Consider the following 24,124-nt stretch of genomic DNA (forward strand, 5'->3'; position numbering starts at 1 on the left):
CATCCGTGGATTTAGGAGTTGCGATGCCGAGTGGTTTTCCGCATTCGCCGGCGGTGCGTCGGGAGTTGTTCGACCGGGTATGTCGGGGAGCCCCGCTGGTTGTGGCGGCTCAAGGTATGGGCGTGTCAACGACCAGGGCGTGGGTGTGGTGGCGTGACGCTGGAGCGATGAAACTGCATATCGGAGGCCGGGGTCAACGTGGCCTGCTCAAGCCGGGCAACATGTCCTTGCCCGGTGGAGCGGGTCATCGGCTCAGTGTCAGCGAACGCGTGGAGATCATGCGCGGCCGCGACGGCGGACTCAGCGCCGCCGACATCGCCGAGCGGCTGGGTCGCGACCGCACAACGATCTACCGCGAGATTCGGCGTAACTGCAATGCCGACGGCGACTACCACGCTCTGATGGCGCATGCGCGGCCGCGCAGAAAGCGCGGCGGCCCGGAATTCAAGCTCGCCGATAACCCGTTGTGCGCGATGATCGAAGGCTGGATGGATCAGGGCTGGAGTCCGAAACTGATCGCCGAGGTGTTGGCCCGCGATCACCCCGGTGACAGGCTGGCACAAGTGAGCCACGAAACCATTTATCAGTGCCTGTATGTGCAGACTCGCGGCAGTTTGCGCGCTGATCTGCACAAATGCCTGTCCACGAAGCGGGCCGCACGAAAGCATCGAGGCTCAGACAATCGTCGTGGGTGTTTAGCGCCGGTGAGGAATTCACCATCGCTGATCGCCCACCTGAGGCTGATGACCGCGCCGTGCCGGGCCACTGGGAGGGCGACTTGATCGTGGGACCCCACAACAGCGCAATCGGCACCCTGGTGGAGCGCAGCACCCGCTTCACGATCCTGCTGCACCTGCCCGGTGACCGCACCGCGGCCACGGTAGCCGCCGCGATGATCGAGGCAATGAGCGAACTGCCCGAGCACCTGCGCCGCTCGATCACCTGGGATCGTGGCAGCGAAATGGCTAGCTGGCGCGACATCCAGCTACAGCTGGCCGCTCCGGTCTACTTCTGCGATCCCCACTCACCGTGGCAACGAGGCAGCAACGAAAACACCAACCGCCTGTTGCGATTCTGGTTCGAAAAAGGCAGCGACTTAAGCGGTTACACCAAAGCTGACCTCAGACGAATCCAAGACACCCTCAACCAACGCCCCCGACCCACGCTGAACCTCGATACCCCGGCCCAACGCCTAACCGCCCTCCTCGACCAAGCCGCCTAACCCAAAATGTTGCATTCACCGCTTGACAATGCCTGCCTGATTCCCACCATCAGTGCACGTTCGGTGGCGCTCCAGCACCCCAGGTTGACAGGCCCGGCGCCAGCTGGTCTTATATATCGCTAAGATGCTAAATATGGTCAGTTCTGCCAGGTTTTAGCCAAGCGAAGGAAGCTATGACCAGTGATCTGAAGACGGCGCCCGCCGTCGGACAGTACGAATTGAGCCATCTGCGCTCGCTGGAGGCGGAGGCGATCCACATCATCCGCGAGGTGGCCGCCGAGTTCGAACGGCCGGTGCTGCTGTTCTCGGGCGGCAAGGACTCTATCGTCATGCTGCACCTGGCGCTGCGGGCATTCCGTCCCGGCCGGTTGCCGTTCCCGGTGATGCACGTCGACACCGGGCACAACTTCGACGAGGTGATCGCGACCCGCGACGAGCTGGTCAACGAGCACGGGGTGCGCCTGGTCGTCGCCTCGGTCCAGGAAGACATCGACGCCGGACGGGTGGTCGAGCCGCGCCAGGGACGCAATCCGATCCAGACGGTCACCCTGCTGCGCGCCATCCGGGAGAACAAGTTCGACGCCGCGTTCGGCGGGGCGCGCCGCGACGAGGAGAAGGCCCGCGCCAAGGAGCGCGTGTTCAGCTTCCGCGACGAGTTCGGTCAATGGGATCCGAAGGCGCAGCGGCCCGAGCTGTGGAACCTCTACAACGGCCGGCATCACAAGGGCGAGCACATCCGGGTCTTCCCGCTGTCCAACTGGACCGAATTCGACATCTGGTCCTACATCGGCGCCGAGAACATCGCCCTGCCGTCGATCTATTACGCGCACCGGCGCAAGGTGTTCCGCCGTGACGGCATGCTGCTGGCGGTCGACCGGAACATGCAGCCGAACGCCGACGAGCCGGTGTTCGAGGCGACAGTGCGCTTCCGCACCGTCGGTGATGTCACGTGCACGGGTTGCGTCGAATCCGAAGCCGCCACCGTCGACGAGGTCATCGCCGAGACCGCCGTGTCCCGGCTCACCGAACGCGGGGCGACCAGAGCCGACGACCGCATCTCGGAGGCCGGCATGGAAGACCGCAAACGACAGGGATACTTCTGATGGCCCCGCCCACCACGCTATTGCGCCTGGCAACCGCAGGCTCCGTCGACGACGGCAAGTCCACCCTGATCGGTCGCCTGCTCTATGACTCCAAGGCCGTCATGGAAGACCAGTGGGCCGCGGTGGAGCAGACGTCCAAGGACCGCGGCCACGACTACACCGACCTGGCGCTGGTCACCGACGGCTTGCGGGCCGAACGCGAGCAGGGAATCACGATCGATGTCGCCTACCGCTACTTCGCCACTCCCAAGCGGAAATTCATCATCGCCGACACCCCCGGGCACATCCAGTACACCCGCAACATGGTCACCGGAGCGTCGACCGCCCAGCTGGTGATCGTGCTCGTCGATGCGCGGCACGGACTGTTGGAGCAGTCACGCCGGCACGCCTTCCTGGCGTCCCTGCTGGGCATCCAGCACATCGTGCTTGCGGTCAACAAGATGGACCTGATCGGTTGGGACAGAGAGAAATTCGAGGCGATCCGCGACGATTTCCACGCGTTCGCCGCTCGGTTGGACGTGCACGACGTGGCCACCATCCCGATGTCCGCGCTGCACGGCGACAACGTGGTGACCAAGTCGGACCAGACGCCGTGGTATGACGGGCCGTCCTTGTTGTCTCACCTCGAAGAGGTGTACATCGCCGGTGATCGCAACATGGTCGACGTGCGGTTCCCGGTGCAGTACGTCATCCGCCCGCACACGCGCGAACACCAGGACCACCGCAGCTACGCGGGCACCGTCGCCAGCGGCGTCATGCGCGCCGGGGATGAAGTCGTGGTGCTGCCCGTCGGCAAGCACACCCGCATCACCGCGATCGAGGGCCCGAATGGCCCGGTGGAAGAGGCGTTCCCGCCGATGGCCGTCTCCGTGTCCCTGGCCGACGAGATCGACATTTCGCGGGGGGATCTGATCGCCCGCACGCACAACCAGCCCAGGGTCGCGCAGGAGTTCGACGCGACGGTGTGCTGGATGGCCGACGGCGCGGCGCTCGAGCCCGGCCGCGATTACGTCATCAAGCACACCACGCGCACCACGCACGCCAAGGTGACCGCGCTCGACTACCGGCTCGACGTCAACACGCTGCACCGCGACAAAACCGCGACGGCGTTGCAGCTCAACGAGCTTGGCCGCATTTCGCTGCGCACCCAGGTTCCGCTGCTGCTCGACGAGTACACTCGCAACCCCAGCACCGGGTCATTCATCCTCATCGATCCGCACACCAACGGCACCGTGGCGGCCGGCATGGTATTGCGCGACGCGTCGGCGCAGGCGGCGAGCCCAAACACGGTGCGGCACAAGCCCTCAGCCATCGCCGAGGCCAGGTCCCGCGGCAAGACGGTGTGGTTCACCGGCCTGTCCGGTTCCGGAAAGTCGTCGGTAGCCATGCTGGTCGAGCAGAAGCTGCTCGAAAGCGGGTCTCTGGCTTACGTTCTCGACGGGGACAACCTGCGGCACGGTTTGAACGCCGACCTGGGCTTCAGCATGGCCGACCGCGCCGAAAACCTGCGCCGGCTCGCGCATGTGGCGGCGCTGCTCGCCGACTGCGGCAACGTCGTGCTGGTGCCGGCGATCAGCCCGCTGGCCGAACAACGCGAATTGGCGCGCAAAGTGCACGCCGACGCCGGATTCGACTTCATCGAGGTCTTCTGCGACACCCCCATCGACGAATGCGAAAAGCGTGACCCCAAGGGTCTGTACGCGAAGGCGCGCGCCGGCGAGATCACCCAGTTCACCGGCATCGACAGTCCGTATCAGCCGCCGGCGAATCCCGACCTGCGGCTGACGCCGGACGGCACCATCGAGGAGCAGGCGCAGCGGGTCCTCGACCTGCTCGAATCGCGCGGGTAGCACGCCGGTCCCGCCCGGCTGCGCCGAAAAGCCCGCACCGGATGGCACAATCCTGAGAGTGCGCATGTCAGCGAAGGCGGAGTACGCCGTGCGGGCGATGATCCAGCTCGCCACGGCGCCCGACGGGACGCTGGTGAAGACCGACGACTTGGCCCAGGCTCAGGGCATCCCGCCGCAATTTCTCGTCGACATCCTGACCAACCTGCGCACCGACCGGTTGGTGCGCAGCCATCGCGGCCGCGAGGGTGGCTACGAATTGGCCCGTTCCGGCAGCGACATCAGCATCGCCGACGTGCTGCGCTGCATCGATGGGCCGCTGGCCAGCGTCCGTGACATCGGACTCGGTGACTTGCCCTATTCGGGGCCGACCGCCGCGCTCACCGACGTCTGGCGGGCGCTGCGGGCCAGCATGCGATCGGTGCTCGAACAGACGACCCTGGCCGACGTCGCCACCGGCGGCCTGCCCAAGCACGTCGCGCAACTGGCCGACGACTATCGGAAACAGGAAAGCCAGCGGCACGGCTCGGCGCGCGCCGGCGACTAGGCAACGCGGTCAACGGCTCAGCCGGCCGACCCGTAGGGTCGGGTGAGGATCTCCATGGCATGGCCGGAGGGATCGGTGAAATACACCCCGCGCCCGCCGTCATTGTGGTTGATCTCGCCGGGACGCTGGGCGCCCGGATCGGCCCAGTGCTGCAGGCCGCGCGACCGGATCTTGTCGTAGATCGCGTCGAACTCCTGCTCGGACACCAAGAAGGCGTAGTGCTGACGCGGGATGTCCGCACCCCCGGGGGCGTCCGCGTAGTCCAGATTGGCGCCGTGCTCGAGTTCGACAACCATGAAGTGGCCGAACGGCTTTGGGCCGGGCAGCCCGAACAGCTCGGTGAGGAACTCGGCGGACTCCCGCTTGTCGCGTGACGCGACGATGGTGTGGTTGAAACTGATGCTCATAGTTCTGTCCAGTCAACCACCGGTCGCCCGGCCCGACAACGCCGCACTATTTCGGGGCGGTTAGCTCCAGGGCGATGTTGTCGGGATCGCGGAACTCCAGGATGTAGGACGGTCCGATGTCCTTGACGGGCTCATGGATGACGCCGAGCTCGTCGAGATGTGCTGCCGCCGAATCCAATTCGTCTCTGCTGGCGAGCCGGAACGCGATGTGGTCGAGGCCGACGCGATCCTCGTCGAAGCGGTCCGCGGCGACCGGGCGCAGCCCGAGCAGCGTGCCGCCGAGGTCGTAGATGACACCCCCGAACAAAAAGCTCAACTGGTTGCGGGTGGCCTCGTCGGCGTTGTCGGGGACCTCGAGCAACACCGGCCAGCCGAACACGCTCTCGTAGAACTGCCGCGACCGCTCGATGTCGGTCACCGTCAGCCGGACATGCGCGATGGAACTACTGGTGAACGCCACCCGGTCCATGGTTCCACTGATGGGCCGCATGTTAAACATGCCAGAATCGCCGTCGTGCAGATAGCGATGACCATGCCGGTGATGGAACCGGATCTGGATGCGGCGGTACTCGAGACCTGGGCACGCACCATTGACGAGGGGCCGTTCTCGTCACTGTGCTGGGGCGAGCGCATCGCATTCGACAACCCGGACAACCTGACGCTGCTGGGCGCGCTGGCCGCGTGGACGAACCGGGTGCGGCTGTTGACGACCGTGATCGTGCCCCAACTGCACGACCCGGTCATGTTGGCAAAGGGTCTGGCGACGGGCGACATGCTCAGCGGCGGCCGGTTGACAGTCGGCATCGGGGTGGGCGGCCGGCACGAGGATTACCACGCCGTCAGCGCCGACCCGGCCACGCAGACCATGCGCGGCATGGCCGAACGGGTGGCCGTGATGAAGCGCGTCTGGGCGGGGGAGAAGACCACCGACTCGGTGCTGCCCGTCGGGCCGGCGCCGGTGCAGCCCGGTGGTCCACCGCTGTTCGTCGGCAGTATCGGTCCGAAGACCATCCGCAGCGCCGCGGCGTGGGCCGACGGGCTCGCCGGCACCACCCTGGACCTCGACGTCGCCAAGCAAAACGAGCTGTTCGACGTCACGCGAGACGCCTGGGCGCGCGCCGGCAAGCCCAAACCCCACCTCATCACCTCGTTCTGGTTCGCGTTCGGCCCGCCCGAGGAGTCCCGCGCCCAGGTGCACAGCCACCTGCGGCGCTACATGAACTGGATACCGGCCGAATACGTCGACGCCATGGCGCCGATGACCGGCTGGGCCGGCAGCGAAGACGAGCTGCTGGAGGTCTTGCGCCGGTTCGAGGAGATCGGCACCGACGAGGTTCAGCTCATCCCGACGAGCTCGGATGTCGATCAGGTCCGCCGCGCCGCGGAGGTGGCCGCGCGGCTCTAGCTCGTCCGACTCAGGGTGAATTGCCGCATCGGCGCCGCGGCGTTTTCATTAGCGTCATGACGCAGCAGGAGTTGCCCGCCCCGCTGGCCGAAATGACCGGGCTGATGGCGCGGTGCGCGAACAACGGCGATTTCGCCGGCGCCGCGCTGCAGGCCAACGAGCTGGTGACCCTGTGCCGGGCAACGCTGGGGGAGCGCGATCCCAACGTCCTCGAGCTCAAGGTGGCGCTGGCCACCGTGCAGCTGCGGGCCGGCGAGGACGCCGCCGTCTACGCCGACCTCGAAGGGTTGATCCCCGATCTCGTCGAGGTGCTCGGTCGCGATCACGTGAGCACGTTGACCGCTCGTCACCTGCTGGCGGCTCGCCAGCAGCCCCCGGTGTCGTCGCTGTCCGAATGGTCGCGGCTCGTCGCCGACGAACAGCGCGTTCTGGGTGCCGACCACGAGAGCACGCTGATGGCCCGCGAGAGGGTCGCCGAGAAGCGCTGGGAGACCGGTGATTTCGCCGGTGCCATGACCGATGGCCAACTCGTGCTCGCCGCGCGGCGGCGGGTGCTCGGCGACGACCACGCCGACACCCTCGGGACGCGGTTGATGCTGGCGATCTGGCGGGGCCGCGGCGGTGACATCCCCGGGGCGATCACCGAACTGGAGTGGTTGATCGGGGAGCTGCGCGACAAGTTGGGAAGCGACCACGTGCACCTGCTCATGGCGCGGCACATGTACACGCTCTGGGCCCCGCACCGGGCCGGCGTGACGGACGGGGTCGCCGCCTGGGAAGCGCTGGTCGAGGAAGAGACCCGCGTCCTCGGTGACGAGCACCCGGTGACCGTCGCCGCCCGCCAGGAGCTAGCCGGATGGTGCGCCCGGCATGGCCGCCCCGGGGACCAACCCGGCACCCCAGCGGACTGGTCTGCTTCCTGACCTGGATCCGCCGGAGTCAGGTCGCCGCTTTGTCCGCCGGGCGCTCGTCGTCCACCGCAGGCTCCTGCGGTGGCTGCCCCTTGCGCAGCGTCTCTAGCAACTCGCGGTACGGCCCGACGAGGTAGACGGTGTCGCCGCCGCGAAGCCAGGCGTCCCGGCGCGGGTGGAGCTCGACCGGGGTATCGCGGCGGGTGATCGCGATGACCCGGGTTTGGGTGGACATTTCGAACATGCGCAGCCCGTCGAGTTCGCTGCCGGGCGCCACGTGCATGGCGCCGACCATGAAGGAGCGCTGCCCGACCGAGAACGTGCCCAGCACCTGCAGGCCCATCGCGGCGCCGATGAACCAGGGGGCGGCCAGGTCGACCGTCGACCGGACGTTTTCGAACCCGAACCGCTTGGCCACCGCGTCGCCGAGGGTGCGGTCGTAGATGCGCAGCACGATCGGCACGTCGGGCCGGTTGACCTCCGGCATCACCCGCGGGCCCAGCATCTCGCGCAGCACGATGCCGATCTCGATGTTGACCATGTCGTCCTGGGTCAGCACGGCGACCGCCCGGGCGCGGTCGACGCGCGCCGACTCCAGCGTCTGGCGCAGCGTCGCGTCCCCGAAGATCACCGGCACGTCGAGTTCGGCCGCGGTCGACAGGAACCGGTTGTTCTCGTCGCGTTCGATGACCGCGACGTCGTAGCCGGCCGCCGTCAGATCGCCGACGACGCGGCTGCCGAAGGAACCCAGTCCCACCACGATGATGTGGTCGCGCAGGTGGCGTGCGCGGCGGACTCCGGCCGATTGCAGGACGCGGCGCGACAGGAGCAAGTCCGCCACGAAGGCGACGAGCAGGGCCGTGGTGGTCACGCCGGCGAACATCAGGGCGACGGCGAAGATGCGTAGCCACGCGGATTGTTGGGCGAACGTGAATTCGCCGTATCCCACGGTGGTGATGGTCTCGGCGGTGAAATACATTGCGTCCAACCAGGACAAGCGCGGCTTCGTATAGGAGAAGTGCACGACGATCGTCGACGCAAGTAGCAGGCTGAGCGCGAGCAGCATGGCGGGGAAGAGCATGGGGTTCACGTCGTCGCGCATCGCGCGTGCGGCGTCCGAGGCCCGCCGCACCCACGAGCGACGAGAGCGTGTCACCGTCGGCCGGGGCGTCTTGATGCCGCGCGCGGCCAGCTCGTCGGCGCTGCCGATCATGGCCGTCCAATCACCGGCGCGCACTTGATGGTCGCGGCCCGGACAGGGCACCACCTCGTCGGGGGTGGCGGCGTCCTTGCCGTGGATCACGGCCACCGGCGCCAGGTCGCCGTAGATCTCTCGAAGGGTCGCGTCGCGCGGCGCCTCGGCCCCCGACACGACAAAGTCGATGCCGGCCGCCTCGACCGGATGGGTGTTGCTCGCCAGGCAGGCCTCGACGACCGAGGGTGCCGCGAGGTCGGCGACGTCGAGGATGGCGCCGGGACCGTTGTCGGCGGCGACCGCACCCCGCAGCACGTCGTTGCCCAACCGGGCGACCACGCGCAGATTTGGATTCGTTTTCCTTGCCAGCAAGGCGTTTTCGAGATTCTTCGCATCGTCATGCCCGGCGCAGACGATGGCGCTCGCTCGGGCAAGGTCGGCGGCGGCGAGCTCCCCGCTCGGCAGCTTGACGACGGTGGCGCCCGCGCGGTTCAGTTCCTTGGCGATCGTGGTCGCGAGCACGTCGTCGCCGCTGACGATGATGTCACCCATAAGCCCCACCTCTGATGACACTGGCGCTCTTGTTGTTATGACTATCGGGCACCGTGCCGATTGACGCCAGTGCGACATGTGCTCAAGCCCGCATCGAATCAGCAGGCTGCGCCGAGGCGGGATGTGACCGACGGCGCTGCGCTCGTGGGCGTAAACCCGAGTCACGCCAGATGCCAACACATTTGGCGATGGGCTTACAGAACCTGAACGTCAGCGGGTGACCAGAACGCCCGCATCGACGTGATCTTGGCGTCCGCGTCGAACGACATCGTCGAGATGGGGGAGATGCGGGTGCGGCTGTCACCGGCGTCGAGCGTGAGGTGCCATAGGAAGGCGGCTTCGCTGCCAGAGACCCGTAATTCGGCGAGCTCGGTGTCCTTCTTGGCGTCTTGGAATCCCGCATAGAACCCGCGGATGGCGTCATGGCCGCGGCGGATATCGGCTCCGATCGGATCCTCGATGGTGGCGTCGGCGGCGTACAGGGTCACGATGTCGTCGGCGGTGCCCGTGGCGACGAGCGCGAGGTAGCGATTGACGGTCTCGGTGATGGCTTCTGGGGACGGCATGGATCGGGACGCTACTCCGTTGCCCTGGCCGCCGCTTCGGTTGCGGTATTCACGGCAATACTGGCGGCGTGACTTTCATCGAATGCCTCGCGAGTCGCGAGATCTACCGGAATCCGTGGATGGTGCTGCGCGAGGATGACATCCGCCGCCCGGACGGCAGCACGGGGCTGTACGGCGTCGTCGACAAGCCGGCCTACGCGCTCGTGATGCCCTACGACGGGCACCGCTTCCGGTTGGTCGAGCAGTTCCGCTACCCCGTCGGGGAGCGTCGGTGGGAATTCCCGCAAGGCACGGCTCCGGACCTGGCCGACGTCGAGCCGGCCGAGTTGGCCGAGCGTGAGCTGCGCGAGGAAACCGGGTTGCGCGCAACGACGTTCGAGGTGCTCGGCGAGCTCGACGTGGCCCCGGGGATGACGAGTCAGCGCGGCCGGGTGTTTCTGGCCACGGGGATCATCGAGGGCGAAGCCGACCGCGAACACGAGGAGCAGGACATGCGCAGCGCGTGGTTCGCGCGCGACGAGGTGGAGCGGATGATCCGCGGCGGAGTCATCGCCGACGCGCAGTCGGTCGCCGCCTACGGCCTGTTCCTGTTGCGCTGACGACCACCGCCGCGAAACACCGCGATCGTGTCCTCGCCGAGATCGCACCGCGTCATCGAACGCCCACTATTGACCGATGCGACCGAGGTTTCGGGTAGTTGCGGTGCTCGTCGCCGTGACTGCCTCGGTCGCGGGGACGCCCGCGATCGGCGCGCAGGCGGTGTCGCCGTCGTGGAACGGGAAATACTCATTGGTGCGGTACGCGGCCGGCAAATCCGGCACCAGCGTCGCCGCGCGGCAAGCCGAGCCCACCTTCAGCGCCGACTACGTCTTTAGCACCGCATGCTCGTCGGGGACGTGCGTGGCCACGGCCACCGACGGGCCCACGCCCAAGAATCCGACGCTGCCCCAGCCGTCGCACTACACCTGGGATGGGGCGAAATGGGTGGAGCGCTTCGACTTCCAATGGGATTGCTATAGGGGCGAAGGCGTTCCGAAGGTGTGGGCCCCCGCGCGGTCGTGGGCCTTTTACACGCCGCAGGCGGACGGATCGTTGCGCGGTGTGTGGCACACCGACATCGACGGCGGCCCGTGCCGCGGCACCGTCGAAATGCCGGTGGCGGCGTTCACCGCCGGGCCGGGCTGACGGAGACGTCGTCGATCAGTCCGGCGGCGCGCTGGTCATGGACGCGATGTAGTAAACCTCGTGACCGGTCGGATAGCCGCCGCCGTCGGTGGCGATGTGGACGTGGTCGTAGTGGTTGGCGGTCTCTGAGCCCAGGTCGGCCGTCCAGTTGCCCCCGCCGACGCCCGGGTAGATCTTCTGCCGCCAGATCACGTGGTTGATGCCCCACCGCTTCGCGTTCGCCAGCGCATACCCGGCGATCTGATTGCCGAGCTCGATGCCCTCGGGGGTGTGGAAGTTCGGGATCATGACGTCGATCGCCAACCCCTTGGGATGCCACGGCAGCGGGTCTTCCCGGTACCCGTAGATCGTCTTGATCTGGGGAAAGAGCACCCCGATCACGCGGGCCGCCCAGATGGTTTTGACCTGCAGCCGATCCTCGGACGCGACCCCGTGGGGCAATGCGAGCTGGAACTGCTGGCCGGCGGAGGGGGCCGGTGGTGCCAGCGCGGTGAGCGCCTCCACCTCGGCGGGACTGGCGGTGTGTGGCGGCCGCGGAGTTGGTGTGGCCGCGGCGCTGGTGGGGGCCGCCGTCGGTGTCTCGACGCAACACCGTGGCTTGGTGCCCTGGGCGTGGATCATGGCGGCCGAGACGACGAGCGACGCCGCGACCGCCATCCATCGGCCAGCACCCTTGGTGAACACTTTCACGCCCACGGCCAGCAGCTTAATGTCGCGTGTGACGCGTGTGGCGGTGTTTGCACAACACTGATGCCGCCGGCGGGATTTCATCGGCCGCAACGTGTCGCTCAGCAAAGCTGACCGTCTGGACTGCAGCGGAAGTGGGTAAACAACGCGCAGCCGCGGCGCGTCAGCTTCGGGATCGAGTCACCAGTCGAAAGGCGGCAACACATGGTTCGTCACGAGGGGGGCCGATGGGACGTCGGCATCAAGGACGCCGCGGTCTATGTCGAGCGTGTCTCTGACAGCGACGATCGCGTATTCGAGGATTCGTTGACCGCTCAGGAGGCCCGCGACCTGGCCGGGCTGCTGACAAAGTATGCGGACAAGCTCGACGAGGCCCGGGATGCCGACAAGGCCAAGGAGTCCGGGAAATCCGACGAGCCCGAGGATTCCGAGGATTCCGGCAAGGCCGAGGAGTCGGAGAAATCCGACGAGCCCGAGGATTCCGAGGATTCCGGCGAGGCCGAGGAGTCGGAGAAATCCGACGAGTCCAAAAAGTCTGACGAGTCAGACGAATCCGACAACTGACTTATTTGGCCCAGATGGCCGTCCGCCGACCGAGGTAACGCTCTCTAGCGTTGTGCCACAGTGCAATAGCGCCCTCGGAAATCAGGCTCGCCGGCCGGCCCGTTCGGCGAATGCGTCGAGCGCGGCGAGCACTTCAGGGGAACGCCACACTCGGTTGCGGGGTCCACTGGTCGTCTCGACGAGGATTCCCGCCTTGGCGAGCGGGTTGAGGTAGCGATGAGCGTTGGTGGACTCTATGCCGAGTTCCTGTGCCAGTAGCGCAGCGTTGACGACTGGGCGGCGGCTCAACAGATCGGCGACCTTCCACACCGCCGAGTCGGACCGCGCGGTGATCACGCCTTTCCAACTCTCCCGGATAGCGCGAAGATCGGCGACCAGCTGACGCCCGTTCGCGATAGCCAGGACGCTGGCCCGCGAGAAGCGCTCGACAATCGGCGCGGCGTCGCCGTCGTGGTAGGTAGTCAGCGCGGCGAAGTATGCCCTCGTGTCGGCCAGCAGCCCGGCCGAGACCGGCACCGTCACCTGGCGTGTGAGGCCCTTGTTGCGCAGCATGGCTTGCACCAGTGCGCGGCCCGTTCGTCCGTTCCCGTCGGTGAAGGGATGAATCGTCTCGAACTGTGCATGGGCCACCGCGATCTGCGGCAACGGGGCGACGTCGGCGCGCTGCGCGAAGGCGATCAGGTCGCCGATCGCGCCGGGAATGAGCTCGTGGCGCGGGCCGACGAATGTCGCGCCGATGGGAGTGGAACCGCCGCCGATCCACACTGGCTCCGTGCGGAATTCGCCTGGCGTATGGCGTGGCTCGTTGGCCATCAACGCGCGGTGCATCGTCAGGATGGCGTCGGCGTCAACGGTGTCGGACAGTGCGACCGCTGCCTGCATCGCGGCGGTGTTGGCGACGATCATCTCGGCGTTGCGCTTGGCCCTGCCGCCGGGCAGTTCGGCCTCCGCGATAGCCCGGGCTGATGCGCTGAGGTTCTCGATCTCCGAGCTGGCGGCGGATTCCGACCGCAGCAACACGGCGGCAAACGGTGCGATCTCGCCTCCGAGCTCGGCGTCGAAACGCGTGATCTCGCGGCTGGCGGATTCGGCTTCCGCCAAGACGAGCGCGGGTAAGTCCAGGACCAGGTCGGCAATCTTGGCCGGCACGGCGGGGTGGTAGGTGCCGTACTTCGGCAGCGTCGCGCTTGCGTACCGCACCCCCCGCGGTTCCCAACGGACGTCCTCGTAGGCGAGGGGGCGAAGTGAAGTCACCGCTCCATTTAACCTCATTTAAATGATTAAGTGAAGTTAATGATGACGGTTCACCTCACTTAGCGAGGCATTGTCGCGCCAGGTGGGGTTAAGTGAGGGCGCGATTGCGCTTTGACCTCACTTGCGCGCTTATGTGACGCTAGCAGCGTCCATCGGCTTCACTTACAGATGTGGCGTCGCTTCGGGCGCGCGACCCTCGGGGCTTTGCGTGGTGGTTAAGCAAACAATCTGACGACGCCTGAGAAAGAGGCGGGCTGAAACGGCCGAAACGAATCTGGCCTGCGATAACAGCGGTGCCCCCGGCAGGATTCGAACCTGCGGCCTTCTGCTCCGGAGGCAGACGCTCTATCCCCTGAGCTACGGGGGCGCTACAACTTTGTCGTTGCACCATTGGGCTCCGACAGACTAACGCATCCGGGCGGCTGCCCCGCCACCGCAATGGATTCGGGGCGCGGGCACCCCAGCCAATAGGATGGACGCTCGTGACCCCCGCTGACCTCGCTGAGCTGCTCAAAAACACCGCCGCCGCGGTGCTGGCCGAGCGTGGGCTGGACGCTGCCGTGCTGCCGGCGACGGTGACCGTCGAGCGGCCCCGCAATCCCGAGCACGGCGATTACGCCAGCAACCTGGCGATGCAGCTGGGCAAAAAGGTGGGCACCAACCCCCGTGAGCTGGCCGGATGGCTCGCCGAGGCGCTCGCGCAGGCCGACGGCATCGCGTCTGCGGAGGTGGCCGGACCTGGCTTCATCAACCTGCGCCTCGAGGCGTCGGCGCAGGCGGTCGTCGTCAACAACGTCCTCGACGCCGGTGCTCGCTACGGCCACTCCGACGCGCTGGGCAGCCAGCACATCAACCTGGAATTCGTCTCGGCCAACCCGACCGGCCCGATCCACATCGGCGGAACCCGCTGGGCCGCGGTCGGCGACGCGCTCGGCCGGCTCCTGTCCACGCAGGGCGCCGACGTGGTGCGCGAATACTATTTCAACGACCACGGCGCCCAGATCGACCGGTTCGCGAGCTCACTGATCGCCGCGGCCAAAGGCGAACCCACCCCGGAAGACGGCTACGCCGGCGCCTACATCAACGACATCGCCGCCCAGATCATGCAGAAGGCGCCCGACGCGCTGCGCCTGCCCGGCCCCGAGATGCACGAGACCTTCCGCGCCATCGGCGTCGACCTGATGTTCACCCACATCAAGGAGTCGTTGCACGAATTCGGCACCGACTTCGACGTCTACACCCACGAAGACGCGATGCACACCAGCGGCCGGGTCGACGAGGCCCTCGCCAAGCTGCGCGAGACCGGCAACATCTACGAGAAGGACGGCGCAACATGGTTGCGCGCCAGCGCTTTCGGCGATGACAAGGATCGCGTCGTGATCAAAAGCGACGGAAAACCGGCCTACATCGCCGGTGACATTGCCTACTACCTGGACAAGCGGCACCGCGGCTTCGACCTGTGCATCTACATGCTCGGCGCCGATCACCACGGGTACATCGCCCGCCTCAAGGCCGTGGCGGCGGCCCTCGGCGACGACCCGGCCACCGTCGAGGTGCTCATCGGCCAGCTGGTCAACTTGGTCCGCGACGGCCAGCCGGTCCGGATGAGCAAGCGCGCCGGAACCGTGCTCACGCTCGACGATCTCGTCGAGGCGATCGGCGTCGACGCCGCGCGCTACAGCCTGATCCGGTCCTCGGTGGACACCCCGATCGACATCGACCTGGCGCTGTGGTCGTCGGCGTCCAACGAAAACCCGGTCTATTACGTGCAATACGCGCACGCCCGGCTCTCGGCGCTGGCCCGCAACGCCGCCGAACTCGGCCTGATCGCCGACACCGGCAACCTCGGGCTGCTCGACCACGACAAGGAGGGGGCGCTGCTGCGCACCCTCGGCGAATTCCCCCGGGTGCTCACGACGGCGTCGTCGTTGCGCGAACCGCACCGGATCTGCCGCTACTTGGAAGACCTCGCGGGCGACTACCACCGGTTCTACGACTCCTGCCGGGTGCTGCCGCAGGGCGACGAGCAACCCACCGATCTGCACACCGCGCGCCTGGCGCTGTGCCAAGCGACCCGCCAGGTGATCGCCAACGGCCTGGCGATCCTCGGCGTCACTGCCCCGGAGCGAATGTGAACGTTCATCCCGCCGGACCCCGGCACGCCGAAGAGACCCGCCACGCCGAAAGCCCGCCACGGCCCCAATCCGCCGAGGAGCTGCTGCTGCTGGCGCCAAACGTGTGGCCCCGCAACACGGCTCGCGACAACGCCGGCGTCGCCAGCATCGCGGGGGTCGCAGTGACCGACCTCGCCCAGGAGTACGGGACCCCACTGTTCGTCGTCGACGAGGACGACTTCCGCTCCCGCTGCCGAGAGATCGCGTCGGCGTTCGGCGGTGGCAAGAACGTCCACTACGCGGCCAAGGCCTTCCTGTGCAGCGAGATCGCCCGCTGGATCGACGAGGAGGGCCTGTCGCTCGACGTGTGCACCGGCGGCGAGTTGGCCGTTGCGCTGCACGCCAACTTCCCTCCTGAGCGAATCACCTTCCACGGCAACAACAAATCGGTCGCGGAGTTGACCGCGGCCGTCAAAGCCGGTGTCGGCCATGTCGTTTTGGACTCGATGACCGAGATCGAGCGGCTGAACACCATTGCCGGCGAGGCGGGCATCGTCCAGGACGTCTTCGTCCGTCTCACCGTCGGTGTCGAAGCGCACACCCACGAGTTCATCTCGACCGCGCACGAGGACCAGAAGTTCGGGCTGTCCGTGGCCAGCGGCGCGGCGCTGGCCGCCATCGGCCGGGTATTCGAAACCGAACACCTCCGGGTGGTCGGTCTGCACAGCCACATCGGTTCGCAGATCTTCGATGTCGACGGCTTCGAACTTGCCGCGCGCCGTGTCCTCGGCCTGCTGCACGAGGCCGTCGAGCAATTCGGTGTCGAGAAGGCCGCGCAGATCTCCACCGTGGACCTCGGTGGCGGACTTGGTATCTCGTACCTGGCAGCGGACGACCCGCCGCCGATGGACGAATTGGCCGGCAAGCTGAGCGCGATCGTGAAGAACGAGTCGGAGGCCGTCGGGCTGCCGACACCCCGGCTGGTGGTCGAGCCCGGACGTGCCATCGCCGGACCCGGCACCATCACCCTCTACGAGGTGGGCACCGTCAAGGACGTGGACGTCAGTGCCACGGCTCACCGGCGCTACGTCAGCGTCGACGGCGGCATGAGCGACAACATCCGCACCGCGCTCTACGACGCCCAATACGACGCCCGGCTGGTCTCCCGACTCAGCGATGCGCCCGCAGAGCTGGCGCGCGTCGTCGGAAAGCATTGCGAGAGCGGCGATATCGTCGTGCGCGACACGTGGGTGCCCGGTGATCTGCATCCCGGCGACCTGATCGGGGTGGCCGCGACGGGCGCCTACTGCTACTCATTGTCGAGTCGTTACAACATGATCTGCCGTCCCGCCGTCGTCGCGGTGCGTGACGGGCGCGCGCGCCTGCTCCTGCGCCGCGAGACGGTCGACGATCTACTGAGTCTGGAAGTGAGGTGAACTGTGCCCCGTGACGAAAAGCCGGTCGGTGTAGCGGTACTCGGGTTGGGCAACGTCGGAAGCGAAGTTGTCCGAATCATCGAGGACAGCGCCGATGACCTCGCGGCTCGTGTCGGTGCGCCCCTGGTGCTCCGTGGCGTCGGAGTGCGCCGCGTCGCCGACGACCGCGGCGTCCCCGCCGAGCTGCTCACCGACGACATCGAAGGTCTCGCCGCACGCGACGACGTCGACATCGTCGTGGAGCTCATGGGGCCGGTCGAGCCGTCCCGCAAGGCGATCCTGTGCGCCCTCGAGCACGGCAAGTCGGTTGTCACGGCGAACAAGGCGCTGCTGTCCATCTCCACCGGCGAGTTGGCGCAGGCAGCCGAAAGTGCGCATGTCGACTTGTATTTCGAGGCCGCGGTCGCGGGCGCCATTCCCGTCATCCGGCCGCTCACCCAGTCACTGGCCGGTGACACCGTGCTGCGGGTCGCCGGCATCGTCAACGGCACCACGAACTACATCTTGTCCGCGATGGACAGCACCGGCGCCGACTACGACACCGCGCTGGCCGAGGCCAGCGCGCTGGGCTACGCCGAGGCCGACCCCACCGCCGACGTCGAGGGCTACGACGCCGCGGCCAAGGCCGCGATCCTGGCGTCCATCGCGTTCCACACCCGGGTGACCGCCGACGACGTCTACCGCGAGGGCATCACCAAGGTCACCCCAGCCGACTTCGAATCAGCCCGGGCGCTGGGCTGCACCATCAAGCTGCTGTCCATCTGCGAGCGCATCACGGGCGACGATGGCCAGGAACGGGTCTCGGCGCGCGTCTACCCGGCACTGGTGCCGCTGTCGCATCCGCTGGCCACGGTCAACGGCGCATTCAACGCGGTCGTGGTCGAAGCCAAGGCCTCCGGAAGGCTGATGTTCTACGGCCAGGGCGCCGGCGGCGCGCCGACCGCGTCCGCCGTGGCCGGTGACCTGGTGATGGCCGCACGCAACCGGGTGCTGGGCAGCCGCGGGCCGAAGGAATCCAAGTACGCCCAACTCCCCGTCGCCCCAATGGGTTTGATCTCCACCCGCTACTACGTCAGCATGAACGTGGCGGACAAGCCCGGCGTGTTGTCCTCGGTAGCCGCGGAATTCGCCAAGCGCGAGGTCAGCATCGCCGAGGTGCGGCAGGAGGGCGTCGCGGACGAGGGCGGACGACGGGTGGGGGCCCGCATCGTCGTGGTCACCCACCGCGCCACCGACGCCGCGCTGTCCGAAACCGTCGACGCGCTCGCCGATCTCGATGCCGTGCAGAGCGTGACAAGCGTGCTGCGATTGGAAGGGACCACCCTATGAGCGCGCCGCGCACCGCCGTCCATCAACCCTGGCCCGGCCTCATCGAGGCCTACCGGGACCGGCTGCCCGTGGGCGACGACTGGACCCCGGTCACCCTGCTCGAGGGCGGCACCCCGCTGATCGCGGCGACGCGCCTGTCGGAAAAGACCGGCTGCACAGTCCATCTCAAGGTCGAGGGCCTCAACCCCACCGCCTCCTTCAAAGACCGGGGTATGACGATGGCGGTCACCGACGCGTTGGCGCGCGGCCAGCAGGCCGTGTTGTGCGCCTCGACCGGCAACACCTCGGCGTCGGCGGCGGCGTATGCCGCCCGCGCCGGCATCACCTGCGCGGTGCTGATCCCGCAGGGCAAGATCGCCATGGGCAAGCTGGCGCAGGCGGTGATGCACGGCGCCAAGATCATTCAGATCGACGGCAACTTCGACGACTGCCTGGAACTGGCCCGCAAGATGGCCGCCGACTTTCCGACGATCTCGTTGGTCAACTCGGTGAACCCGGTGCGCATCGAGGGCCAGAAGACGGCGGCCTTCGAGATCGTCGACGCGCTCGGCGTCGCGCCGGACGTGCACGCCCTTCCGGTCGGCAACGCGGGAAACATCACCGCGTACTGGAAGGGATACACCGAATACCACCACGAGGGCCTGATCGACAAACTGCCGCGCATGCTGGGCACCCAGGCGGCCGGTGCGGCCCCCCTGGTAAACGGTGCGCCGGTCAAGAACCCGGAAACGATCGCGACCGCGATCCGCATCGGCGCGCCCGCCTCGTGGACGGCCGCGGTGGACGCGCAGCAGCAATCCAACGGCCGCTTCCTGGCGGCCACCGACGAAGAGATCCTGGCCGCCTACCACCTGGTGGCCGAGTCCGAAGGCGTCTTCGTCGAACCCGCTTCGGCGGCCAGCATCGCGGGTCTACTCAAGGCCGTTGACGACGGCTGGGTGGCCCGCGGGTCGACGGTCGTGTGCACGGTGACGGGCAACGGCCTCAAGGACCCCGATACGGCACTACGCGATATGCCCACCGTGACTGCGCTGCCGGTCGACCCGGTCCTGGTGGTCGAAAAGCTGGGGTTGGCCTAGTGCTGGAAGCTTGCGCAACGAAGGGCTGTCGGTGACCTCGATGCTGCCCGCGGGGCTGGTGACCACCGCCGTGGTGTCGGCGTCCAGCGCAAACCTCGGCCCCGGCTTCGACAGCATCGGCCTGGCGTTGAGTCTTTGCGACGAAATCACCGTGGAGACAACTTCTTCCGGCTTGGTCGTCACGGTCGAGGGGGAAGGAGCCGGCCAGCTGCCGGTGGGACCCGACCATCTGGTGGTGCGCGCCCTCGAGCGCGGCCTGCAGGCAGCCGGAGTCCGCGCTCCCGGCCTGGCGGTGCGCTGCCGTAACGCCATCCCGCACTCCCGCGGCCTGGGTTCGTCCGCGGCGGCGGTGGTCGGCGGCCTTGCGGCCGCGAACGGCCTTGTCGCACAGACGGATTGGAAGACGCTCGACGATGCCCAGCTGATACAGCTGTCCTCGGACTTCGAGGGTCATCCCGACAACGCGGCGGCTGCCGTGCTGGGCGGTGCGATCGTCTCGTGGGTCGATCGAAGCGGTGATCACCCGCGGTACGCGGCGGTGCCGTTGCGGCTTCACCCCGACATCCACCTGTACTGCGCGGTTCCCGAAGAACGTTCCCTGACCGCGGAGACCCGCGTGCTGCTGCCGGCGCAGGTCAGCCACGACGATGCCCGCTTCAACGTCAGCCGGACCGCGTTGCTGGTGGTCGCGCTCACCGAACGCCCGAACCTGCTCATGGCGGCCACCGAAGACGTGCTCCACCAGCCGCAGCGCGCACCGGCCATGCCCGCCTCGGCGGAATATTTGCAGCTGTTGCGGCGTCATAAAGTGGCAGCGACGCTTTCCGGGGCCGGTCCCTCGCTGATCGCGATGACCACGGCGGCGGAGTTGCCCCCGGAGGCGGTGGAATACGGCGCCACAAACGGATTTGCCCTCATCAAGATGGCTGCCGGCGAACGAGTTCGCTGGAGTCCGGGAGTCACCGTCGCGGGTTGATCAACAGCGTGGCCGGAGGGTTTGCTTGCTTCCAGCAGGGATGGGGGCTATCCTCGGAGCCGTCCAGCAATCGCAGCATCTGCATCTGCATCCATACTGCCTTGCCGCTAGGACAACACCAATTCTTCTTGTGGACGAGGTTCGCCGTTTACTCCGCCGATCCAGGCGATCACCGTTGCAGAGTCGATGATTGGGCGCACTCGGCAATTTGGCTGAATGCAACGAACCCCCCGTATGACGTGATCAGCGGGGGAAGAAAGGAACTCCGTGACTGATACGGACCTGTTCACGGCTGGCGAAAACACTGACGCCAATCAACTGTCTAAAGCCGTGACCACCGACACCCCCGACGCGAAGACGAACGCTTCGACCGGTGCCCTGTCCACCATGGTGCTGCCCGAACTACGCGCGCTGGCTAACCAGGTTGGCGTCAAAGGGACGTCGGGTATGCGTAAGAACGAACTGATCGCCGCGATCAAGGAAGTCAGGGGACAGGCCAACGGCGCTCCCGCCAACGGCACGAAGTCCGCTGAGGACAGCGGCAAGTCGGACATCAAAGACAACGACACCAAAGACAAGAACGACAGCGGCGCTGACGCACCGGCGGCCAAGGAAGGCCAGAACGGCGCGACCACCGAGGCGCCCCGCCGCGAACGACGCGGCGCTTCCCGCGACGCGGGATCGGCCGGCCGCGGCAACGACGACGCCGAGGGCGAGCGCACCGGCGGCGGTCGAGACGGTGGCGCCACCGGCGAGACCGAGAGCCGCGAGCAAGGCAAGCAAGGCAAAGACAACCAGAAAGACAACCAGAACGAAGACCGCGGCCAGGGCGGCGGCAACGACGATCAACAGAACTCCGGCGGACAACAGAGCCGTGGCGGGTCGAACCAGCAGGACGACGACGGCGAGGGACGTGGGGGCCGGCGCGGACGCCGCTTCCGTGACCGCCGGCGCCGCGGCGAGCGATCCGGCGACGGCGGCGATGCCGAACTGCGCGACGACGACGTCGTTCAGCCCGTGGCCGGCATTCTTGACGTCCTCGACAATTACGCCTTCGTGCGTACGTCCGGCTACCTGGCCGGCCCGCACGACGTGTACGTGTCCATGAACATGGTGCGCAAGAACGGCCTGCGCCGCGGCGACGCCGTCACCGGCGCGGTTCGCGTGCCCAAGGAAGGCGAACAGCCCAACCAGCGGCAGAAGTTCAACCCGTTGGTCCGCCTGGACAGCGTCAACGGCGGCTCGGTCGAGGACGCCAAGAAGCGGCCCGATTTCTCCAAGTTGACGCCGTTGTACCCCAACCAGCGACTTCGGCTGGAAACCACGCCTGACCGCCTGACCACGCGGGTCATCGACCTGATCATGCCGATCGGCAAGGGCCAGCGTGCGCTGATCGTGTCGCCGCCCAAGGCGGGTAAGACGACGATCCTGCAGGACATCGCCAACGCGATCACCAAGAACAACCCGGAATGCCACCTCATGGTCGTGCTCGTCGACGAGCGGCCCGAGGAGGTCACCGATATGCAGCGTTCGGTCAAGGGCGAGGTCATCTCCTCGACCTTCGACCGGCCGCCATCGGACCACACCCAGGCAGCCGAGCTTGCCATCGAACGCGCCAAACGGCTCGTCGAGCAGGGCAAGGACGTCGTCGTGCTGCTGGACTCGATCACCCGCCTCGGGCGCGCCTACAACAACGCGTCGCCGGCATCGGGCCGCATCTTGTCCGGTGGTGTCGACTCCACCGCCCTGTACCCGCCCAAGCGGTTCCTGGGCGCCGCCCGCAACATCGAGGAAGGCGGATCGCTGACCATCATCGCCACCGCGATGGTCGAGACGGGATCCACCGGTGACACGGTCATCTTCGAAGAGTTCAAGGGCACCGGTAATGCCGAGCTCAAGCTGGACCGCAAGATCTCCGAGCGCCGGGTCTTCCCGGCGGTCGACGTGAACCCGTCCGGCACCCGTAAGGACGAACTGCTGCTGTCGCCGGACGAGTTCGGCATCGTGCACAAGCTGCGCCGCGTGCTGTCGGGCCTGGATTCCCACCAGGCCATCGACCTGCTGATGTCGCAGCTGCGCAAGACGAAGACCAACTACGAGTTCCTGGTCCAGGTGTCCAAGACGACGCCTGGGATGGACAACGACTAGCCCGTTCGGAAAGACCCGAGGGTACCCGGGAATGCACGGGCGCGGCTCTCTGTTTGGGATGATGGTGGTTGACCTGGCATAATCGGGGCTCGATTATCCGCCAACCGCCTGAGGTTCGCAGTGCACGCCCTACCGTCTGATGCGTGGACGGGGGCGGGCGACAAACGATCGAAGAGGACACCATGAAAGTTGACATTCACCCCGCTTACGCGGAGACCACGGTGCTCTGCGGGTGCGGCAACACCTTCCAGACACGCAGCACCAAAGAGGGCGGTCACATCACCGTCGAGGTCTGCTCGCAATGCCACCCCTTCTACACCGGCAAGCAGAAGATCCTGGACAGCGGTGGCCGGGTCGCCCGCTTCGAGAAGCGCTACGGAAAGCGCAGCGCCGGAGCTGCTGCCGACAAATAGCTCGGTTACCGACGCCCGAACTGTGCGTGCAATCGCACAGGCCGGGCGTCGGTTTGCGTTTGCGGTACTGACAGGCGAAAAGGGGCAGGAGGTGTGGCATGACGAAGCCGGTACAGACCATTGACGTGCTGCTGGCCGAGCACGCCGACCTCGAGCAACGGCTGGCCGACCCCGAACTGCACAGCAACCCCGACGAGGCCCGCAAGGCCGGACGCCGGTTCGCCCGGCTGGCCCCGATCGTCGGCGCCTACCGCAAGCTGACGGCCGCGCGCGAGGACCTCGAGGCCGCGCGCGAGCTGGCCGCCGACGACGATTCTTTCGCCGCCGAGGCGGCCGACCTGGAATCCCGCGTGGCCGAGTTGGACACTCAGCTCACCGACATGCTGGCCCCGCGCGACCCGCATGACGCCGACGACATCGTGCTCGAGGTCAAATCCGGTGAGGGCGGGGAAGAGTCGGCGCTGTTCGCCGCCGACCTGGCACGGATGTACATCCGCTACGCCGAGCGGCACGGCTGGAATGTCACCGTGCTCGACGAAACCACTTCGGACCTCGGCGGGTACAAGGACGCGACGTTGTCCATCGCCAGCAAGGGCGATTCGGCCGACGGTGTCTGGTCGCGGATGAAGTTCGAGGGCGGGGTGCACCGGGTGCAGCGCGTCCCGGTGACGGAATCCCAAGGCCGCGTTCATACTTCGGCGGCGGGTGTGCTCGTGTATCCCGAGCCCGAGGAAATCGGAGAGGTGCAGATCGACGAGTCGGATCTGCGCGTCGATGTCTACCGCTCCTCGGGGAAGGGTGGCCAGGGCGTCAACACCACCGATTCCGCGGTGCGGATCACGCATTTGCCCACCGGCATCGTGGTCACCTGTCAGAACGAGCGGTCGCAGCTACAGAACAAGGCGCGGGCGCTGCAGGTGCTGGCGGCGCGCCTGCAGTCGTTGGCCGAAGAGCAGGCGCTGGCGGATGCGTCGGCGGACCGGGCCAGCCAGATCCGCACGGTGGACCGCAGCGAGCGCATCCGCACCTACAACTTCCCGGAGAACCGGATCGCCGACCACCGCATCAACTTCAAGTCGCACAATCTCGACCAAGTGCTCGACGGCGACTTGGACGCCTTGTTCGATGCCCTGGCCGCGGCCGACAAGCAAAGCCGGCTGCAACAGGCATGACGTCGCGGCGAC

Annotated in this window: 22 protein-coding genes, 1 tRNA gene and 1 pseudogene; 17 read left to right on the plus strand and 7 right to left on the minus strand. The window is 67.1% G+C overall.

The annotated features are described in order from the left end of the window. Positions 1–23: 23 nt before the first annotated feature. The 4 genes and pseudogenes from G6N26_RS26635 (at position 24) to G6N26_RS24390 (ending at position 4,719) form a co-directional block, all read left to right on the plus strand. Positions 24–1,222: pseudogene (locus tag G6N26_RS26635) on the plus strand (IS30 family transposase). A gap of 173 nt (positions 1,223–1,395) precedes the next feature. Next, positions 1,396–2,325: a sulfate adenylyltransferase subunit CysD gene (cysD, locus tag G6N26_RS24380; protein ID WP_083020339.1), complete on the plus strand. Its 930-nt coding sequence runs from the start codon at positions 1,396–1,398 to the stop codon at positions 2,323–2,325. Next, on the plus strand, positions 2,325–4,175 hold the full coding sequence (gene cysC / locus G6N26_RS24385; RefSeq protein ID WP_083020338.1) for an adenylyl-sulfate kinase: 1,851 nt from the start codon (positions 2,325–2,327) through the stop codon (positions 4,173–4,175). The genes cysD and cysC overlap by 1 nt, the downstream gene beginning before the upstream one ends. Positions 4,176–4,233: 58 nt before the next feature. Further along, positions 4,234–4,719 carry an Rrf2 family transcriptional regulator gene (locus G6N26_RS24390; RefSeq protein ID WP_067176214.1) on the plus strand — a complete coding sequence of 162 codons (486 nt, stop codon included), beginning with the start codon at positions 4,234–4,236 and terminating at the stop codon, positions 4,717–4,719. Between the two features lie 17 nt (positions 4,720–4,736). On the opposite strand, the gene G6N26_RS24395 is transcribed toward G6N26_RS24390, so the two are convergent. After that, positions 4,737–5,126 carry a VOC family protein gene (locus G6N26_RS24395; protein WP_083020337.1) on the minus strand — a complete coding sequence of 130 codons (390 nt, stop codon included), beginning with the start codon at positions 5,124–5,126 and terminating at the stop codon, positions 4,737–4,739. A 46-nt stretch (positions 5,127–5,172) separates the two neighbouring features. Then, positions 5,173–5,595, minus strand: a complete 423-nt coding sequence (locus tag G6N26_RS24400; protein WP_067176247.1) for a VOC family protein — start codon at positions 5,593–5,595, stop codon at positions 5,173–5,175. A gap of 57 nt (positions 5,596–5,652) precedes the next feature. On the opposite strand from G6N26_RS24400, the gene G6N26_RS24405 reads away from it, so the two are divergent. Continuing rightward, the gene (locus G6N26_RS24405; protein ID WP_083020336.1) at positions 5,653–6,531 is read left to right on the plus strand and encodes an LLM class flavin-dependent oxidoreductase; all 879 of its coding nucleotides are present in this window, start codon (positions 5,653–5,655) and stop codon (positions 6,529–6,531) included. 56 nt (positions 6,532–6,587) lie between these two features. After that, positions 6,588–7,454, plus strand: coding sequence for a tetratricopeptide repeat protein (locus tag G6N26_RS24410; RefSeq protein WP_083020335.1), 867 nt, complete (start codon positions 6,588–6,590; stop codon positions 7,452–7,454). A gap of 16 nt (positions 7,455–7,470) precedes the next feature. Here the strand turns inward: G6N26_RS24410 and G6N26_RS24415 are convergent, their stop codons facing one another. Both G6N26_RS24415 and G6N26_RS24420 read right to left on the minus strand, forming a co-directional pair. Then, the gene (locus G6N26_RS24415) at positions 7,471–9,189 is read right to left on the minus strand and encodes a potassium channel family protein (RefSeq protein ID WP_083020334.1); all 1,719 of its coding nucleotides are present in this window, start codon (positions 9,187–9,189) and stop codon (positions 7,471–7,473) included. A gap of 194 nt (positions 9,190–9,383) precedes the next feature. Further along, positions 9,384–9,755, minus strand: coding sequence for a nuclear transport factor 2 family protein (locus G6N26_RS24420; RefSeq protein WP_067176198.1), 372 nt, complete (start codon positions 9,753–9,755; stop codon positions 9,384–9,386). A gap of 119 nt (positions 9,756–9,874) precedes the next feature. Between G6N26_RS24420 and G6N26_RS24425 the strand changes: the two genes are divergently transcribed. Next, positions 9,875–10,354, plus strand: a complete 480-nt coding sequence (locus G6N26_RS24425) for an NUDIX domain-containing protein (protein ID WP_225323287.1) — start codon at positions 9,875–9,877, stop codon at positions 10,352–10,354. 76 nt (positions 10,355–10,430) lie between these two features. Continuing rightward, complete coding sequence (locus G6N26_RS24430; RefSeq protein WP_263643936.1) at positions 10,431–10,940, plus strand: Rv2253 family sensor-like surface protein; 510 nt, start codon at positions 10,431–10,433, stop codon at positions 10,938–10,940. Between the two features lie 15 nt (positions 10,941–10,955). Here the strand turns inward: G6N26_RS24430 and G6N26_RS24435 are convergent, their stop codons facing one another. Then, positions 10,956–11,636, minus strand: coding sequence for a glycoside hydrolase (locus G6N26_RS24435; RefSeq protein WP_067176241.1), 681 nt, complete (start codon positions 11,634–11,636; stop codon positions 10,956–10,958). A gap of 195 nt (positions 11,637–11,831) precedes the next feature. Between G6N26_RS24435 and G6N26_RS24440 the strand changes: the two genes are divergently transcribed. Further along, complete coding sequence (locus G6N26_RS24440; protein WP_067176191.1) at positions 11,832–12,191, plus strand: hypothetical protein; 360 nt, start codon at positions 11,832–11,834, stop codon at positions 12,189–12,191. An 81-nt stretch (positions 12,192–12,272) separates the two neighbouring features. Here G6N26_RS24440 and G6N26_RS24445 read toward each other — a convergent pair whose 3' ends face one another. Then, positions 12,273–13,463, minus strand: a complete 1,191-nt coding sequence (locus G6N26_RS24445) for a Fic family protein (RefSeq protein ID WP_083020333.1) — start codon at positions 13,461–13,463, stop codon at positions 12,273–12,275. A gap of 276 nt (positions 13,464–13,739) precedes the next feature. After that, positions 13,740–13,812: transfer RNA gene (locus G6N26_RS24450), tRNA-Arg, on the minus strand. Positions 13,813–13,927: 115 nt separating this feature from the next. On the opposite strand from G6N26_RS24450, the gene argS reads away from it, so the two are divergent. The 8 genes from argS (at position 13,928) to prfA (ending at position 24,112) form a co-directional block, all read left to right on the plus strand. After that, on the plus strand, positions 13,928–15,580 hold the full coding sequence (gene argS, locus G6N26_RS24455; protein ID WP_083020332.1) for an arginine--tRNA ligase: 1,653 nt from the start codon (positions 13,928–13,930) through the stop codon (positions 15,578–15,580). Beyond that, positions 15,577–16,995, plus strand: coding sequence for a diaminopimelate decarboxylase (lysA, locus tag G6N26_RS24460; protein ID WP_067176177.1), 1,419 nt, complete (start codon positions 15,577–15,579; stop codon positions 16,993–16,995). The genes argS and lysA overlap by 4 nt, the downstream gene beginning before the upstream one ends. Before the next feature lie 3 nt (positions 16,996–16,998). Continuing rightward, complete coding sequence (locus tag G6N26_RS24465) at positions 16,999–18,324, plus strand: homoserine dehydrogenase (RefSeq protein ID WP_083020331.1); 1,326 nt, start codon at positions 16,999–17,001, stop codon at positions 18,322–18,324. Then, on the plus strand, positions 18,321–19,403 hold the full coding sequence (gene thrC / locus G6N26_RS24470; protein ID WP_083020330.1) for a threonine synthase: 1,083 nt from the start codon (positions 18,321–18,323) through the stop codon (positions 19,401–19,403). The genes G6N26_RS24465 and thrC overlap by 4 nt, the downstream gene beginning before the upstream one ends. A 40-nt stretch (positions 19,404–19,443) precedes the next feature. Next, a complete protein-coding gene (thrB, locus tag G6N26_RS24475) occupies positions 19,444–20,379 on the plus strand; it encodes a homoserine kinase (protein ID WP_083020342.1) in 936 nt (311 codons plus the stop codon). Between the two features lie 267 nt (positions 20,380–20,646). Then, positions 20,647–22,527 (plus strand): transcription termination factor Rho, encoded by a 1,881-nt coding sequence (rho, locus tag G6N26_RS24480; RefSeq protein ID WP_083020329.1) that lies wholly within the window; start codon positions 20,647–20,649, stop codon positions 22,525–22,527. Between the two features lie 182 nt (positions 22,528–22,709). After that, entirely contained in the window at positions 22,710–22,940 is a 231-nt protein-coding gene (rpmE, locus tag G6N26_RS24485; protein ID WP_083020341.1) for a 50S ribosomal protein L31, read from the plus strand. Positions 22,941–23,038: 98 nt separating this feature from the next. Continuing rightward, the gene (prfA, locus tag G6N26_RS24490; protein WP_083020328.1) at positions 23,039–24,112 is read left to right on the plus strand and encodes a peptide chain release factor 1; all 1,074 of its coding nucleotides are present in this window, start codon (positions 23,039–23,041) and stop codon (positions 24,110–24,112) included. Positions 24,113–24,124 lie beyond the last annotated feature (12 nt).

It is taken from the genome of Mycobacterium marseillense (genome assembly GCF_010731675.1).
GTDB classification, from domain to species: domain Bacteria; phylum Actinomycetota; class Actinomycetes; order Mycobacteriales; family Mycobacteriaceae; genus Mycobacterium; species Mycobacterium marseillense.

What these genes read in the sequence shown, in the direction of transcription:
- thrC (WP_083020330.1), top strand. Translation starts at nt 18,321, where the DNA reads ATGAGCGCGCCGCGCACCGCCGTCCATCAACCCTGGCCCGGCCTCATC.
- thrB (WP_083020342.1), top strand. Translation starts at nt 19,444, where the DNA reads ATGCTGCCCGCGGGGCTGGTGACCACCGCCGTGGTGTCGGCGTCCAGC.
- rpmE (WP_083020341.1), top strand. Translation starts at nt 22,710, where the DNA reads ATGAAAGTTGACATTCACCCCGCTTACGCGGAGACCACGGTGCTCTGC.
- prfA (WP_083020328.1), top strand. Translation starts at nt 23,039, where the DNA reads ATGACGAAGCCGGTACAGACCATTGACGTGCTGCTGGCCGAGCACGCC.
- G6N26_RS24445 (WP_083020333.1), bottom strand. Translation starts at nt 13,463, where the DNA reads ATGAGGTTAAATGGAGCGGTGACTTCACTTCGCCCCCTCGCCTACGAG.
- G6N26_RS24405 (WP_083020336.1), top strand. Translation starts at nt 5,653, where the DNA reads ATGACCATGCCGGTGATGGAACCGGATCTGGATGCGGCGGTACTCGAG.
- cysD (WP_083020339.1), top strand. Translation starts at nt 1,396, where the DNA reads ATGACCAGTGATCTGAAGACGGCGCCCGCCGTCGGACAGTACGAATTG.
- G6N26_RS24415 (WP_083020334.1), bottom strand. Translation starts at nt 9,189, where the DNA reads ATGGGTGACATCATCGTCAGCGGCGACGACGTGCTCGCGACCACGATC.
- G6N26_RS24410 (WP_083020335.1), top strand. Translation starts at nt 6,588, where the DNA reads ATGACGCAGCAGGAGTTGCCCGCCCCGCTGGCCGAAATGACCGGGCTG.
- G6N26_RS24425 (WP_225323287.1), top strand. Translation starts at nt 9,875, where the DNA reads ATGGTGCTGCGCGAGGATGACATCCGCCGCCCGGACGGCAGCACGGGG.
- G6N26_RS24420 (WP_067176198.1), bottom strand. Translation starts at nt 9,755, where the DNA reads ATGCCGTCCCCAGAAGCCATCACCGAGACCGTCAATCGCTACCTCGCG.
- G6N26_RS24400 (WP_067176247.1), bottom strand. Translation starts at nt 5,595, where the DNA reads ATGGACCGGGTGGCGTTCACCAGTAGTTCCATCGCGCATGTCCGGCTG.
- G6N26_RS24440 (WP_067176191.1), top strand. Translation starts at nt 11,832, where the DNA reads ATGGTTCGTCACGAGGGGGGCCGATGGGACGTCGGCATCAAGGACGCC.
- cysC (WP_083020338.1), top strand. Translation starts at nt 2,325, where the DNA reads ATGGCCCCGCCCACCACGCTATTGCGCCTGGCAACCGCAGGCTCCGTC.
- G6N26_RS24430 (WP_263643936.1), top strand. Translation starts at nt 10,431, where the DNA reads ATGCGACCGAGGTTTCGGGTAGTTGCGGTGCTCGTCGCCGTGACTGCC.
- G6N26_RS24395 (WP_083020337.1), bottom strand. Translation starts at nt 5,126, where the DNA reads ATGAGCATCAGTTTCAACCACACCATCGTCGCGTCACGCGACAAGCGG.